Below are 16,371 nucleotides of genomic sequence, written 5' to 3' on the forward strand. Positions count from 1 at the left end.
CGATGGGCTTTGAAAAGATTACATTGGAACACAAACGTCAGGTCCTGGAAGAACTGGCTGATATTAAAGCACTGTTCGCCAGTCGTAACTGGTTCCCTGGAACAAGTGGCAACCTTTCGATGCGTGTAGGAGATTTTGATTCAGAGCAATTTTATTTTGCGGTTACCGCCTCTGGCAAAGACAAATCTCTTCGCACACCGGAAGACTTCCTTTTTGTGGACAAGCACGGCAAAGCAATTGAAACAACAACGTTGAAACCAAGTGCCGAAACGTTGATTCACTGCGAAATTTATCGCTTGACGGGTTGTGGTGCTGTATTCCACGTACATACCGTGTTTAACAATCTGATTAGCGAATTCTTTGGAGCAGAAGGTCAGGTGCCTATTCAAGGCATTGAGTTGATCAAGGCTTTCAACATCTGGGAAGAGAATGCGGAGATTCGTGTACCAGTCCTGCCTAACTTTGCCGACATTCCGTCCATTGCTGAATTGGTACCGGATGTTCTGGATGCCAAAGTGCCAGGGATCTTGCTTCGTAACCACGGCATATATGCGTGGGGCAAGGATGCTTTTGAAGCGAAACGTCATCTGGAGGCTTTCGAATTCCTATTCGAAGTGATGTACCGTCAACTTCTGCTGAAGGGTGCTACGAAATAGCAATCATTTATTCGAAATCAAAGCTGCATAACAGAAAACACGCCAAAGGCTCGTTAAATAGCCCTTGGCGTGTTTTTAGTTTGTGGGATAACAGCGATTAGAAGGTTGCTCTGTCATCGTAATGTCAGTGTAACTTTTCTTTAGGTCACTCTACAGTCGATCATCCCGATCCTTGAATAAAAAGAGACTGTCTGCTTCTTCGTCATTCGAATGAAGCGAGCGATTCGTCCCCAATTCCCGCTGCTTACCAAACAGCAATTTCAAGCCGCCAAAAATGAGCAGCAAGGAAACAATGACAGTGTTCAAATAGGAACGGATCTCATACGTCATAAAGGCATTTGGGAACAGCTCATTCAGCTGTGGAATGACAAGCCGGATCGTTAGGTAATATAGTCCAAGCGCCGCAATCCCGAATCCAATCAGGCGCTGATGGCGGGCCCAATCCTTGAAGATCGGTTGGTCAATCAATGGCTCGCGTCCATAGCGACTGGAGCACTGTAGTCCGTCAAAGAAGCTGTAGAACCAGACCAGTGGAATCATGAACAGAAACACCGATAAGTGAAGCAGGTCCAGAACATAGATGCTTGCAAGGAATAGGAACATCAATTGCATGCCTCTTTTTTGCAATCCCAGATATAGATGACCCGCGCCTGGAAAAGCGGATAGCAGCGTTGCAAGCACTTTGCTACGTCGTCCGGCTACTCTGCCCATCTCCAATTCTTCGAATAATGTCCGATCTTGCAACACCTCACCAGCCTGCTTACGGTGGACGTGCTGCACCGCATCAAACATGCAGTATACCCATATTACTGGCAGAATGAGTAAGAACATTAGAAATACTGATTCATTGGTGATCGAAGCCACGAAAACCATCATGGCAAATGAACCAAAGAACGCCATCAAGAACGACAACCCGCGATGCAACAATCCCAGATGAAGGTGGCCCAATCCCGGAACAAATGAGAGCAAAATGGTGAAGAACCGTTCACCCTCACTGCCTTTTCGATACATGGGTTGACCATAGGGCCCCCCAGGATGACCATATTCACCACCAGGATGTTGATGCAGCTCATCTTCATTCATCTGCTCCATAGGCCCTTGCTGACCCATGTATGCTCCCTGGTAGGCTGCTCCTTGGTGTGATGCTTCATAAGGCGCACCGTATCCCCTATAATGTGCTTCTCGGGCAGAAGGTGCACGGAGTAGAACAATCACGATGTCCAGCATGCTGATCCCCCAGAAGAAAGCAGCACCGAGGGCACCGAAAATCATTAAATCTTGTTCATTAGTGACCATTGCTAGCATGAATGAGCCAACAGCTGTTCCGAAGAAAAGCAATGGATAAATCACAGCCCTTGCGGCCCGTCCCCAATACATGAAACCAAGACCTGGTATCAGGTTTAATAGAAATGCGAGTAATTTGTTACGATCTGAGTGCACAGTCGTCATCCTTTCTTTTCAGGCAATGCGAAACCATTTATGGTTTAGGCTTAAAGTTATCCAGCCATGAAGTGGCTGCCTCCGTCCATTTCTCCGTGAAAGACCCTCTGTGGTCGCCATCCTGGAACTTGTGATAAGGGGCTACCTTGTCAAAAAGTCCAGACGAGAGGAAGATCAATGTCAGACAGGCTGCTACCGCATAATGAAACACTTTATGTTCAAGCCAGCGCCGGTTCCGTCCAGCGCGGGATTTACGTTGAGACTTGGAGGATTGAATACCCTCAATCCGATGCATCACTGAATCTGCAAACCCTGTCGGGTCAGGCAACGGAGGCAGTTCCTGATGGATGCCGAGTGCTTCCAGATAGCTGTCCATTGCATCTGTGTCTTCCATCAGCAGCTGTTCCATTCTGCTCGCTTGAGTTTCACTCATATGGCCTTCAATATAATCATCCCATTGCGCAGCGGTATACTTCTCCTGTTTACTCACGCCATTCATCCTCCTTCCAATGATTCCGAATCCACTGCCGGGCACGATACAAACGGGATTCCACGGTTTTCACAGCCACCTGTGCATCACTGGCAATCTGCTCGTAATTTTTCTCACCTAAATAATACGCAGTGATAATGTCACGGTGCTGAGCAGGCAACTGATTAATACGTTCGCGAAGTTTGTCCTGACGTTCTTCACGAACGAGACGGGCAAGAACGTCTTCATCCCGTCCGGGCATGTTTATTATTTTTTCTTCTCCACCCAGATCCTCAGCACTTCGCCTGCCCAGCTTGCGTTTGGCATCAATCGCTTTGTGAAAGGCGATTCGGGTTAACCACGTTTTGAAACCTTCGGAACGGTAGTCGGGGAGAGACTTGTACATCTGAATGAACGCCTCCTGAGCTGCATCCTGAGCATCCTGATCGTTCCGCAATACGGAATAGGCCACATGGTACACATGCTGGCTATATTTATCAATCAGAGTACGCATCTGAGATGTATCTCCTTGACGGATTTGTTCGATTACGCGCGCTTCATCAATAACTCTCCCCTCCTCTCCAATACTATAGACGACAGCTTGTGTGGTAACCCCTGCGTGATCCATCAATTTTTTTAAAAACATAATGCATTCATTGCCTGAAAGGTTGATGCCGCTAAGAACTCATCCCATCTATAATCCAAAAAAAACAGGCACAGAATGACTTCTGGCCTGTTTCTTGTCCTTGCCTGTGCTGAATTAACGTCCACCATTACGAAACCGCTGCGTATATGCCTTTGCGTCTTGAACCGTCTTGACACGATTACGGCTCCACTCAAGCAGAATTCGATCGATATACCGAAAATGTACTTTGCCTGCAAAAACAGCTTCCTTCAGAGCCATTAGAATCAGTTCCTCTTGATAACGATCCTGATCCAACCAGCTGGATATCGTCTCGCACTCCATTGGAGAGAGCGGACGGCCAAATTCTTTTTCAAAGATGGAGAACATATTTCGTTCTTCCTCTTCTTTTTGAACACTGTTCGAATCTTGGCGTGCTGTACTGCTGCTCTGCTGTTCTGCACGGAAAGCCGCTACTTCTTCGGCAGTGCACGTTGCAAGCTTGGCATATAATCCATGCAAATCATACCGTTCGTACTGGATGTCACGTTCCTCGTCACGATGCTCGTCAATCGCAATATACCCATCTCGCATCAGTCGTTGCAACATTCTCGCAATACCTTCTGGTGCAAGTCCCATGCGTGCAGCAAGCTCTTCAAGCGTGGGAAACTCATTGAACTCTGCTTGACGGAACCCTAGCAGTTGAATCAGAAGAAGCACTTCTGCATCGGATAGGCCCAGCTGGTGATAATAACGTAACAATGCATAAGGTAGGTGAGCTGTGCCCGAAGTCATGCCATAAGCTGCTCCATCCAACCAAGCTTTGGATGTCGTGTCTTCCATAGACGCTCCTCTGTTAAGCATTAAGGGTACAGACGATAGAGCATACGTGGGAATGCGATTGTTTCACGTACATGATCCAACCCACAGATCCATGCTACCGTCCGCTCCAATCCCAGACCGAAACCGGAGTGAGGAACCGATCCGTATTTACGCAGATCCAGATACCATTGATACGCTTCATCCGAGAGGTTGTGCTCCTCAAAACGTTGTTGCATCAATTCCGGATCATCAATACGCTGCGAACCGCCAATAATCTCTCCGTAGCCTTCTGGTGCGATCATATCCGCACAGAGAACAACTTCTGGACGATTCGGATCTGGTTTCATATAGAAAGCCTTAATTCCAGCAGGGTAATGTGTGATAAAGACAGGTGTATTGTACTTCTCAGCAATCGCTGTTTCGTGTGGTGCACCAAAGTCTTCCCCCCAAGGAATATCGAAGCCTTGTCCATGCAGGAATTCAATCGCTTCATCATACGTAATACGTGGGAATGGAGCTACGATGCCTTCGAGTTTGGATACGTCACGGCCGATGGATTCCAGTTCTGCACGGCAGTTTTTCACCACGGATTGAACGACATGAGCGATAAACTTCTCTTGTACGCGCAGACTTTCCTCGTGATCTACAAAGGCCATTTCCGGCTCAATCATCCAGAACTCAATCAAGTGGCGACGTGTTTTGGACTTCTCTGCGCGGAATGTTGGACCAAAGGAATATACTTTGCCCAGCGCCATGGCTGCGGCTTCCATGTACAATTGACCACTTTGCGTCAAGTAAGCATCTTCATCAAAGTATTTGATATGGAACAGGTTAGTTGTTCCTTCCGCAGAAGATGGTGTCAGAATCGGAGGGTCCACTTGTGTGAATCCGTTACCATCAAAGAACTGCTGAACAGCGCGAATAATCTCTGCACGAATCACCATTACCGCACGTTGCTTCGTGGAACGAAGCCATAGATGACGATGATCCATCAAGAAATCAACACCATGCTCTTTTGGCGTAATAGGATAGTTTTCAGTCAGGTGAATGATCTCGACCCCAGTTACTGTCATCTCATAACCAGATGCGCTACGGGGTTCCTCACGAATAATACCTGTAACATACAAAGAACTTTCTTGAGTCAGGCTCTTGGCATTGTTCCAGATCTCTTCACTAACTTCACTTTTCACTACAACCCCTTGAATATATCCGGTTCCATCACGCAGCTGCAAAAACTGAATTTTACCGCTGGAACGTTTGTTGTTAATCCAGGCACCGATTGTCACGGTTTCGCCCACATGCTCGTTCACATTACGAATTACACAATTCGTATTCATGCCATATCTCCCCTTGATTCCTGAAATTTGAAAATGCAGCGGGCAGGCTTATGCCTGTCCTCTGCACTTCCTTGTCATTCTATATTTACTTTACAGTTAGATTACTGAGAATTCAATACGATTCGGTGTGTATCGCGTGCAATGACCAATTCTTCATTTGTTGGCACAACGAGAACTTCCACTTTGGAATTCGCTGTTGTGATCCGGCGTGGTTCACCGGAACGAATGGCATTCAACGCTTCATCCAGTTCAACACCCAGATAAGTGAGCTGCTCACATACTTTTTGGCGAAGAACAACGGAGTTCTCACCTACACCAGCCGTAAAGACGATCACGTCTACACCGTTCATTGCAGCTGCATATGAACCGATGTATTTACGCAGACGGTATTCGTACATTTCAAAAGCAAGCGTGGAGTTGGCATCGCCATTCTCCATACCTTCCGTAATCTCACGCATGTCACTGCTGATTCCGGAGATCGCAAGCAATCCACTGTGTTTGTTCAACATGGAGTTCACTTCGCTTACGCTCAGTTCTTCCTTGTTCATTACATAAGGTACGATGGCTGGGTCAAGGTCACCAGAACGCGTTCCCATCATCAGTCCTTCAAGCGGAGTCATACCCATCGAAGTATCCACGGATACGCCACCTTTAACTGCTGTTACACTACCACCGTTACCGACGTGACAAGTGATAATTTTCAGATCTTCCACTGGACGATCCAAGTATTCAGCAGCTGCCTTACTTACGAAATCATGGGAAGTACCATGTGCACCGTAGCGACGTACTTTATATTTTTTGTAAAGTACACGCGGAATAGCATACAGATATGCTTTTTCCGGCATCGTTTGATGGAACGCCGTATCGAAGACCATAACTTGTGGTACACCAGGCATATTGGCTTCAGCCGCACGAATACCCATCATTGCTGCAGGGTTGTGAAGTGGAGCCAAGTCGAACAAACGACGAATTTCAGCTTTCGCAGCATCATCTACCAGTGCAGATTCCTTAAATGCTTCACCACCGTGAACAACACGGTGTCCAACAGCTTGAATTTCACTTACGGATTCCAGTACGCCATTTTCTTTGTGAGTCAAAATATCAATGACTTTACGGATTGCTGTTGTGTGTTCCAAAATTTCACTAACTTCTGTAACATCCTCACGGCCTGTCGGTTTGTGTGTCAGAATGGAGGAATCCATTCCGATCCGCTCTACCAGACCTTTAGCCAGGACAGATTCGTCAGTCATATTATACAGTTGATATTTGAGCGAGGAACTCCCCGCATTAATTACGAGTACTTTCACAGTCGGTCACCATCCTTGTCGTACTTGAAGAATCCTTCGCCTGATTTAACACCCAGGTGTCCTGCACGTACCATTTTCTTCAGGACTGTGGAAGGACGATATTTCAATTCTCCGAATTCACGGAACATTCTTTCGAGTGCAGCTTCAACAGAATCCAATCCGAAACGGTCAGCCATTTCGAGTGGTCCATGTTGGAAGTTGTATCCGATACGCATTGCATCATCGATATCTTCAGCAGATGCAACACCTTCTTGCAATACATGCAACGCTTCGTTAATCAGCAGGCAGATCAAGCGAGAAGTTACGAATCCAGGTGATTCATAGATCATGACTCCTTTTTTGTCCGCTACTTCTTCTACAAAACGTCTGGTCTCTTCGAATGTCGTATCCGAAGTTTTCAGTCCACGAATAATCTCTACAAGGTCAACCCGGGATACCGGGTGAATAAAGTGCATACCAATAACACGCTCTGGGTATTTGGTCGAGCTTGCAAGCTCGGTCAAACTCAGCGTGGATGTGTTACTTGCCAGAATGACATTGCTTGGGCAAACTTGGTCCAGTTGGCTGAATACTGCTTTTTTCGCATCCAGATCCTCTGAAATAGTCTCAATGACCATATCGCAAGTTCCAAGTTCAGCCAAATGAGCTACCTTGGTAATACGGGAAAGAATCAATTTCTTTTCCGCTTTTGTAATCGCCCATTTCTCCAGTTGTTTATCCAGGTTCGTTTCGATCATATCATATGCATGATCCAGTTTTTGTGTAGTATGCTCCACGAGAAGCACATCAAGTCCTTTGGCTGCGAGCATCTGGGAAATACCTTGTCCCATCGTACCGCCACCGACAACTCCTATTTTTTTGAAAAACATGGTTCTGCTCCATCCTTTCGGTTCTCTATTTCTCTATTGTACCCTGTTCGCCGAAAATTACAAATTTCGACCCAACATATAATAATATCTTAGCACGAGTGAAATGTAAAAAAAAATAACCAGCATAAATAAATTATGCTGGTAAAAGGGCACTGTCACGAAATTGACAACGAAATTGCTCGCCAGACAATACTTCCTCCCGAATCAGGATGTCGAGTGAATTGTCGAAAATTGTCCGTTGTTCTTCAAGCAATCGCTTCGTTTGTTCCATCAAATCTTGCAGAATCAATTTATTCTCACGCATAAGTTCTTCGGTTGTAACCATATCCATGTTCACAATACCAAGTGAAGTCAATCCCGAAGCCATCATGGTCTGTACGACATTGGTTGCCTGATCAAAGTCATTGCGTGACCCAGTGGAACGTCCACCGTAGTACATTTCCTCCGCAGCGGCTCCTCCGAGTGCAATCATGATCTGCTCTTCCAGGAAGCGCTTCGTATAGAGGAACTGTTCCTGTTGCGGGTTGTGACGTACATATCCCAGCGCCTGACCACGCGGACTGAGTGCCACCTGACTAACACTGCCTGGACGAACTAGTTCAGCCATAATGGCATGTCCCAATTCATGAATGGCGACCCTTTTCTTCTCTTCCACACTGGACTCACGGTCTGTCTTCTCACCCATCATGACTTTATCAATAGCCAGAGACAAGTGCCGCTGTTCGATGTTCAACAGCCCGTCCCGCATGGCGTATATTGCTGCTTCGTTCATAACACTTTCGAGTTGTGCGCCGGAGAAACCATACGATTCTTCAGCTGTCTTCTCCAGATTAACTTCTTTCATCAGAGGTTTATTCACCGCATGCAGTTCCAGAATATGCTTTCTGCCCTTTTTGTCAGGCAAGTCCACTTGAATGTGGCGGTCAAAACGTCCCGGGCGCGTCAGAGCGCTATCCAGCATTTCCTTGCGGTTCGTTGCAGCGATAACCAGAATTCTTGGCGTATCAGAAGAATAGATTCCATCCATTTCTGTCAGGAGCTGATTCAGGGTCTGATCATATTCACGCTGTTGACCGCCTTCACGTTTACCCCCGATGACATCAATCTCATCAATAAAGATAATAGCGTTTTCCTTATTTTCTTTGGTGGCACGGGTTCTCGCGTCCTTGAACAAATCCCGAATTCTGCTGGCACCCACACCAACATACATTTCCACGAATTCACTACCCGATGCTGCTACGAAAACAGAATCTGTGTAATGGGCAGCAGCCTTCGCCATCAACGTTTTCCCCGTTCCTGGAGGGCCCGTCAGCAAAATCCCTTTTAACGGACGAATCCCGAACTTGCGGATTTCTTCATGTTTGATGAGAAAGTCAAGTGCTTCACGCAATTCCTGCTTGGCACTGTCCTGACCTCCAATTTCTTCAAAAGTAAGCTTGGAAGGTCCTTTTTTCTTCCGTTTACGTTCCTGTGCAGCGCCTACTGTAATCCCGCCACGCATTTGCATCATGAACAGCAAAGCCCCGACAAGCACCGCTGCAATCAGAATCGGAACAATATTAACACCAGTAAAAGCAAGGAAAATAATCAACACGGGAAAAAATCCGATGGCAACTTCTTTTGTCCACTTAGGCATTAGGCCACACTCCTATCTGACCGGGCACACGCGGCAGAATAATAAACTTGCTGGCATCTCCGTCTCTGAGACTGACATATACATTGTTGTCATCCATCGCTGTATTTACCTTCATTCCATTCGTCGCCATCTTCGACAACGTTGGTGTAATCTCGGTGTACTGCTTGTTCTCCATCGCCTGAGCTACGGTAAACATCGCATCCCCCCACCAACTTTCCAGTGCTTCACTGGAATGATCCACAACATCCAACTTAAGTGAACGTGTTCCAATCAAGGTCTGTCCTTCTTTGTGAATATATTGTACCAGTCTGCCCAAATCAACATCGGGTTGCAGATCCAGTTTCAATTGTACGTCATTGCGGTTAATAGTTAATTGAACGTCATTGACTCCATCGTACTGGGTGACCATCTTTTCAATGGGATTCTGCACAGCCACCTGACGATACACAAACCAACCTCCAAACAACACAACGGCTGAAATGACGGCAGTTAAAGCAATAGGCAATACTTTTAGCTTCAAGTGAATTACCCCTCCCAGAATTTGGCCCAACCTACTGGCTTATTGGTATAATACGAATATGCGTACATAGACTCCTGCGAGAATTTCGACAGGATTATTTGTTTCGAATGTAACTTTGAGTACATAACTGAGTATATCACATCGTATATACAATTTCGAAGGCGAAAATATGAATAAATTATTAATTTTAACTATTTAAATCAAAAATGTTTACAGACAACACAAAGAACCGGTTCAGTCGGATATCCGTCTGCCGGTTCTTTCACTTCTATAATTCACTAGCTGAAGCACTCTATTTGTTCTAACTGTTCGGTAGAGTGTAGACCAGGTCCACCTGTTCTCCATTGCTAAAACGATAAAAGCGATAGTGGTTATGCGTACCGTCTTTATAATACACTTGCCACACATATATTCCATTGACAACTCCAGGCATGATTCGCTTAATCTCCCCGGCAGGAACTTCAGAACTGAAGCGATTGCGGATTTGCGCTTCGGACATGCCATTCTGCAGCAACTCGCTGTGTATAGCGTTTGCACCCGTAGCCGGTTGATTGTTTGCATCGAATTTCACCCAGACCATAACATCCTGGTTATCCTTATTTTTCCCGATCAGGGTCCAGTAGATGTTGTCAGAGCCTTCTTTATCTCCCCAGATGTACTTTCGCAATTCATCATAAGATGTAATGCCCAGTTGCTCCTGTGCTGCCTGTATGGCGAGCGCTTCTTCCTTGCGCTGGTCCTGCGTGACATAGACGTAATAACGCTGAAGTCCAAACAGAATCAGAACCAGTGCAAGTAGCGAGATCCATATCCACTTCTTTTTTTTCTTCAAAAGCCGAACTTCCTTTCCCTATGATGCTCTGTCCTGCAATTAACGAGCAAGCAGACCATCAAATGCCAATTGAGACTCACGCAAAATGCGCTCTTCATCCAGCGTCAGACATTCGCCATGTTTAACCACTTGTTTTCCATCCACCCATACGTGCTCTACATCTTTGGCAGAAGCCGAGTAGATCGTATGTGAGATCAGGTCTGTATGTGGATAGAAATGTGCCTGTTCAATGTCCAAGGCGATAAAATCAGCCTTCATGCCGACCTGGAGTGCTCCGGTATTGTTCAAGAAGATGGATTTGGCACCGTATGACGTTCCGAGTAGTAACGCTTCGCCTGCTGGCACTGCCGTCGGGTCACCAGACACGCCTTTGTGGATCAATGCAGCCAGTCTCATTTCCTCGAACATATCCAGGTTGTTGTTGCTTGCCGGTCCGTCTGTTCCAAGTGACACGGTAACTCCCGCTTTCAGCAAAGCAGGTACCCGCGCAACACCGGAAGCAAGTTTCAGGTTACTACCCGGGTTATGGGATACAGCCACATCATGACTCGCCAGAATCTCAATCTCTTCATCATTCAGATGCACCGCATGTGCAACCAGGGATGGACGGGAGAAAAAGCCCAGTTTTTCCAAATGTGCCACAGGACGCAGGCCATAATCAGCCACATTCTGCTCCACTTCACGAAGCGTTTCCGACATATGTGTATGGAGCGGAAGGTTTAGGTCGTTCGCGACCTGTACAAGCTTCTCTATGTAGTCAGGAGGGCATGTATATGGTGCGTGTGGCGAGATTACGGTTGTAATACGACCATCTGCTTGTCCATTCCACTCACGCGCAAAAGCAGCCGACTCCTCCAGCTTCCGCAATTGCTCTTCTTCCGAGCACAACCCAATGACACCACGTGCCAATGCTGCTCTAACGCCGGACTGTTCCACGACTTTGGCAACCTGATCCATGTGGTCATACATGTCCAGGAAGGCTGTAGTTCCGCCTTTCAACATTTCAAGCACCGATAGGGAAGTTCCCCAATATACGTCTTGTGAAGTCATTTTCGCTTCCATCGGCCACATTTTTTCCTGCAACCATACTTGCAGCGCAAGATCGTCTCCATGTCCTCTGAGCAGCGACATTGCTGCATGACCATGCGTATTGATCAGACCCGGCAGGAAGAACAATCCTTTTCCATCCACTTTGGTACAATTTTCGTCTCCATCCGGCAATGTCTCACCAATATGCACAATCTTGTCATTCTCGACAACCATGTATCCTTGAACCACGTTCCACGTTGCGCCTTCATTAACGGCAAATTTACCGTTGTGGATTACCCATCTATTTGTTGTCATCTTCCTCGTCGTCCTTTCCAGTCTCCAAGTAATAGGCCAAACTAAGTAGATCCGTCGTAAAGTCAGCATGGTGAATGCGGATATGCGGCGGTGTTTTTAGAATTGTTGGTGCAAAATTAAGGATCGCTTCAATTCCCGATTCAATAAGCTGATCGGCTACATTTTGAGCTTCCGTATCCGGAACCGTAATAATTCCAATGCGGATGTTGTCCGTTTTAACTGCTTCCGTCAATTCGTTCATAGGCTTCACCGTCAAACTGTTGATTTGACTGCCAATCTTCGGTCCGTATGCATCGAATACAGCAACAATCTTCATATTGTCTTTCAGATATGCGTTGTAGTTGGACAAAGCCTGTCCGAGATTACCCGCTCCTACCAGAGCTACATTAATTTGCTGATCAATCTTGAGGATGTGACGAATCTTCTCGATCAAATAGGATACATCATACCCGATCCCTTTACGACCAAAATCACCGAAGTAAGCCAAGTCTTTGCGAATTTGGGCCGGATTCAGATCCAACCTTTGTCCAAGCTCTTGAGAAGAAACAGTGGCCACCTCACGCTGATGCAACTCGCTCAAATAACGCAAGTACACAGGCAAACGTCGTACCACCGCTTCCGAAATTTTATCTGATTTCATTCTTGCTCCCCCTTACCAAGGCCACGGTAAAATAATAGATGAAAAGATGAGCATCCTGTATAAAATTAAAGATAAACGTGACATTTTATACAAAATGCTCCTTGTAATTTAGGTTATAAGTTCTTACGTGCAACTGCTTTAATCGGATACGGAAATATCTAATAAAGTTTAACGCCAAACGATAGTGTCATGCAATGATATAACGAACAAAACAACCATTATTCTTGTTCTGTAGCAGGTTTTTCCAACCACTCGGTAATTCGTGGCACCATCTGCTCTGTAAGCATATGCTCCATTTTGGGCCCAGGTAATGAATATAAAAAGAATTTACCATAATACGCTTCGATCACCCGTGTATCATACACAATGACAATACCTCTGTCCTTTGCTGTACGCACCAATCGGCCAAATCCCTGCTTGAAACGAATGACCGCTTGTGGCACGGACAGTTTCATGAACGGATTTTTCTTCTGCTCCTGAAGCAACTCACTCTTGGCTTCCACCAACGGATGATTCGGCGGCTGGAAAGGCAGTCGCACAATAGCGAGACAGGTTAGCGCCTCTCCCGGGATATCTACACCCTCCCAGAAGCTGCTTGTGCCCAGAAGTACCGTTGCTTTGGCCTCTTGGAACCTGCGAGTTAACTTGGAGCGACTTCCACTGTCAACGCCTTGCCCCAGCAACGAGATATCGTTACCAGACAAAGCCTCCTTCAGCGGATCATAGACCTGTCGCAGCATCTTGTATGAAGTAAACAGAACCATCATGCGTCCACGAGTGGCGATTGCGGTCTCTGCCAGTGATTGCACCAGCATATTGACAAAGTGCGCATCACCCACACTTCCCTTCACACTTGGGAAATCACGCGGAATCACCAGAAGTGCCTGATCGCGATAATTGAAAGGTGAAGGCAGCATCGACGTTAACAGTCGATTATTCTCGGAGGCTTCCTGCAAGCCAAGCTGTTCAATCATGAACTGGAATGACTTATCTACAGAGAGCGTAGCCGATGTAAGCACAACACTTTTCTTTTTATCAAAAAATAAATCCTTAAGTTGTGCACTCACATCTACAGGTACGGCATACAGCTGGAGAGATTTACTACGGAACTGGCCGCTGGCTTCCATCCAGTACACCGTTTTGGCGTCATCCATTCGCATGAAGAAACGTAGATTCTCCTTCAATGTGGTCAGATCTTTCAGCAGTCCTGTAATATCCGTGATCAGACTATCCGATTGATAATCATCCTGATCCTCTTTCACCTCAAGCAGCAATTTATCCCCTTTGCGAATCAAATCGCCCAGAGTCACATAGATCTGGTTCTCCAGATCCTGCAACTCCTGCCATTTTGCAGGTTTCTGAGATGCTTTCAGACGCAGGGAAAATTGCCCTGTCTCTCCCGGTGAAGCATCACTTCGTTCAGGCAACAGACCGAACAAGGCATCGCTCATACGATCCCACAGTTCCTTGACCTCAACAGCCAGAGGGAACATCTGATCCACCATGGAGCCCCATTGCACCGAATTTTCATGCCCGGATAACTGCGAACGAAGCATAGGCAGCTGTCCATTACGACTGTCTTTAAACAGACGGGTCAGTGTATGAACCAAGGTGAAATATTTCATATGCATTCCAAGATGTTTACCAGCGACATCCTCCAGATGATGTGCCTCATCGATCACAAGACTCTCATAGGCTGGCAGCAGCTGATGCGCAGCTTTCACATCCGTAAATAATTTGGAGTGATTGGTGATTACGATATCCGACAACCCGGCCTCATGTTTAGCGCGATGATAGAAACATTTGCGGAACCATGGACAAGATCTTCCCAGACATGACTCGGATTCGCTCTGTACCGTCTCCCAGAAGTCCCCTCCGCGTCCGCTAAGGTTAAGTTCCTCATCATCTCCGGTTTCGGTCTGCGTTAGCCAGACAATCATCTGAGCGGCTGTAAAATAATCTTCTTTTGGTGTGGCGAATTCACGTTTATTGATTTTGTGTTCAAATTTACGCAGGCACAGATAATGTCCACGTCCTTTGAAGACAGCAGCCTTAAACGGGAACGGAACCACTTGAGTCAGCATCGGAATATCCCGCTCTCTCAATTGCTCCTGCAGATTGATCGTATGCGTGCTGACCATAACTTTCTGTTCTTGCTTCACACTTTCGTAAATAGCAGGCAACAGATAACCCAGAGATTTACCAGTGCCTGTTCCTGCTTCGATCAAGAGATGTTTCTCTTCATCCAGAGCTTGCCTTACACTGCTGAACATCTGAGTCTGCGCTTCGCGCTCTTCATAATGATCCAGCGTATCCTTCAGATTCTCTCGGACCTGATCCATAAATTGTTCGAAACTTACACCATCAAGGGGGTTACCCTCACGCTCATCGCGGGGTGCACCAATATCGGTCCAATCACTCACATTAAGAGCAAGCTGACGATAATAGGTATGTCCGTCCAGGTCCTGAATCGGCTCTGCTTCCTTCTCACTGCGCATTCCGTCCAAGAACCAACCCAAATCACTGTCTTCTGGTGCGAACAGGTCACTGAGCCGCTGAATCGTTATGAGCGGTAATTCCTTTAACTCATCCAGACACTTAAGCAGCACATAAGCTGTCGCCAGTGCATCACTGTCTGCCTGATGAGGGCGATCATGCTGAAATCCAAATTCAGAAGATACATAACCGAGTTGATAAGAACCAAGTGATGGGAACGTAATCTTCAGAAAATCAATCGTGTCCAGAATGCGACCAGTGAACGGTAAATAACCGCAACGATCGAGAGCATTCTGCAAAAAGTGAAAATCAAAAGCTACATTGTGTCCAACAAGAACCACATCATTAAGCAGCGGAACCATTTCCATCATCATCTCTTCGAGTGATGGAGCGTCCGCCACATCTTCATCGGTAATACCCGTTAACCCCGAAATAAACGGGGGAATCGGTACACCAGGGTTCACATAAGAACTATATATTTGAGTTATGCTGTAATCATGATCTATGATGGCAAGTCCGGCTTGTATAATCTCACCGTCGGACTGCGTGCCGGTTGTTTCGAAATCCAATACGGCAAATTTCATTGCAATGTACGGTCCCTTCCATTCCAGTCTATGTTACAGCATAGCAAAAAAAAGGGCATTTGAAAATTAACTGACAAAAAAGCGGTGTCCCCGCCGCTATGCCAAAGGAGGGAACACCGTTTTCTTGTCGCTGAATACCCCCTTTAATGGAGGGTCGTCAGCTGATTTGCATATTGCAATTTTCCTCTGTTCAACCTGCAAGCTTCCATGTTGTACAGTGGTTCGGTCAATGTTGGGTCATGCTGAAGGGCCTGCGCAAAGAGTGAACATGCAGCTTCCGGATTCGCAAGCTTGGCTTGAATACAGCCCAGGGCGTTACATACAAGCCCTTTCAAGCGAGGAGAACCCTTAAGGTACATGATCTGCTGCAAATGTGTCCCGGCTTCCGTCATTTGTTCCAGATTCAGATACGCGAGCGCCAGGTAAAAACGAGTCAATGCACTCTCCGGATGGTCGGCCACAACCCGGGAGAACTGCATGATCGCCTGTGGATACATCTGTAACTTGAAATAACCCTGCCCCCGACTGAAACACTCCAGATGGAGTTCAGGCAGTGCGGTGACTGCTTCCTGTTCAGGTTCAAGGGAAGCGGGCTTATCCATCTCCCGCTCCCGCACTTGGCTCATCTTTTCTTCAAACATCAGCCATTCATCCAGCATTCCGTCACTCATCCGCTTGAGCAAGTTCCACTTTTGCAGCAATTCCTGTTTGTTCAGGCCTTCAGCGGAAGGATAGCTCTTGATAATTTCATCTAACATGTCGTTCATTTCTGCGAAAACATGCTGGAACATCGATGC

General features: G+C 46.5%; 15 protein-coding genes. 1 reads left to right on the forward strand and 14 read right to left on the reverse strand.

Features of this window, described 5'->3' with window-relative positions; translation table 11 throughout:
* The first annotated feature begins 2 nt into the window (after window positions 1-2).
* Window positions 3-656: a methylthioribulose 1-phosphate dehydratase gene (locus FS628_RS12800; RefSeq protein WP_145322406.1), complete on the forward strand. Its 654-nt coding sequence runs from the start codon at window positions 3-5 to the stop codon at window positions 654-656.
* Window positions 657-806: 150 nt separating this feature from the next.
* Here FS628_RS12800 and FS628_RS12805 read toward each other — a convergent pair whose 3' ends face one another.
* From FS628_RS12805 to FS628_RS12870, 14 genes are all read right to left on the reverse strand, one after another.
* Entirely contained in the window at window positions 807-2,105 is a 1,299-nt protein-coding gene (locus tag FS628_RS12805) for a multi-tm2 domain protein (protein ID WP_145322408.1), read from the reverse strand.
* 28 nt (window positions 2,106-2,133) lie between these two features.
* Window positions 2,134-2,586: a hypothetical protein gene (locus FS628_RS12810; protein WP_145322410.1), complete on the reverse strand. Its 453-nt coding sequence runs from the start codon at window positions 2,584-2,586 to the stop codon at window positions 2,134-2,136.
* Window positions 2,579-3,211, reverse strand: coding sequence for an RNA polymerase sigma factor (locus FS628_RS12815; protein ID WP_145322412.1), 633 nt, complete (start codon window positions 3,209-3,211; stop codon window positions 2,579-2,581). Before FS628_RS12815 ends, FS628_RS12810 begins: the two co-directional genes overlap by 8 nt.
* Before the next feature lie 114 nt (window positions 3,212-3,325).
* Window positions 3,326-4,030, reverse strand: coding sequence for a DnaD domain-containing protein (locus tag FS628_RS12820; RefSeq protein WP_145322413.1), 705 nt, complete (start codon window positions 4,028-4,030; stop codon window positions 3,326-3,328).
* 20 nt (window positions 4,031-4,050) lie between these two features.
* Window positions 4,051-5,346: an asparagine--tRNA ligase gene (gene asnS / locus FS628_RS12825; RefSeq protein ID WP_017687752.1), complete on the reverse strand. Its 1,296-nt coding sequence runs from the start codon at window positions 5,344-5,346 to the stop codon at window positions 4,051-4,053.
* Window positions 5,347-5,447: 101 nt separating this feature from the next.
* A complete protein-coding gene (locus tag FS628_RS12830; protein ID WP_145322415.1) occupies window positions 5,448-6,653 on the reverse strand; it encodes an acetate/propionate family kinase in 1,206 nt (401 codons plus the stop codon).
* Window positions 6,650-7,522 carry a 3-hydroxyacyl-CoA dehydrogenase family protein gene (locus FS628_RS12835; protein ID WP_145322417.1) on the reverse strand — a complete coding sequence of 291 codons (873 nt, stop codon included), beginning with the start codon at window positions 7,520-7,522 and terminating at the stop codon, window positions 6,650-6,652. Before FS628_RS12835 ends, FS628_RS12830 begins: the two co-directional genes overlap by 4 nt.
* A gap of 133 nt (window positions 7,523-7,655) precedes the next feature.
* On the reverse strand, window positions 7,656-9,158 hold the full coding sequence (locus tag FS628_RS12840; RefSeq protein WP_145322419.1) for an AAA family ATPase: 1,503 nt from the start codon (window positions 9,156-9,158) through the stop codon (window positions 7,656-7,658).
* On the reverse strand, window positions 9,151-9,678 hold the full coding sequence (locus tag FS628_RS12845) for a hypothetical protein (RefSeq protein ID WP_076209942.1): 528 nt from the start codon (window positions 9,676-9,678) through the stop codon (window positions 9,151-9,153). The genes FS628_RS12840 and FS628_RS12845 overlap by 8 nt, the downstream gene beginning before the upstream one ends.
* Before the next feature lie 301 nt (window positions 9,679-9,979).
* A complete protein-coding gene (locus FS628_RS12850; protein WP_145322421.1) occupies window positions 9,980-10,510 on the reverse strand; it encodes a DUF5590 domain-containing protein in 531 nt (176 codons plus the stop codon).
* Window positions 10,511-10,549: 39 nt separating this feature from the next.
* Window positions 10,550-11,854: an amidohydrolase gene (locus FS628_RS12855; protein ID WP_145322423.1), complete on the reverse strand. Its 1,305-nt coding sequence runs from the start codon at window positions 11,852-11,854 to the stop codon at window positions 10,550-10,552.
* Window positions 11,841-12,494, reverse strand: coding sequence for a redox-sensing transcriptional repressor Rex (locus FS628_RS12860; protein ID WP_062835163.1), 654 nt, complete (start codon window positions 12,492-12,494; stop codon window positions 11,841-11,843). The genes FS628_RS12855 and FS628_RS12860 overlap by 14 nt, the downstream gene beginning before the upstream one ends.
* Before the next feature lie 218 nt (window positions 12,495-12,712).
* Window positions 12,713-15,574 carry an ATP-dependent DNA helicase DinG gene (dinG, locus tag FS628_RS12865; protein ID WP_145322425.1) on the reverse strand — a complete coding sequence of 954 codons (2,862 nt, stop codon included), beginning with the start codon at window positions 15,572-15,574 and terminating at the stop codon, window positions 12,713-12,715.
* Window positions 15,575-15,717: 143 nt separating this feature from the next.
* Complete coding sequence (locus FS628_RS12870) at window positions 15,718-16,332, reverse strand: tetratricopeptide repeat protein (protein ID WP_313958600.1); 615 nt, start codon at window positions 16,330-16,332, stop codon at window positions 15,718-15,720.
* Window positions 16,333-16,371: the final 39 nt, after the last annotated feature.

The organism is Paenibacillus xylanexedens (genome assembly GCF_007676705.1).
Taxonomy (GTDB): domain Bacteria; phylum Bacillota; class Bacilli; order Paenibacillales; family Paenibacillaceae; genus Paenibacillus; species Paenibacillus xylanexedens_C.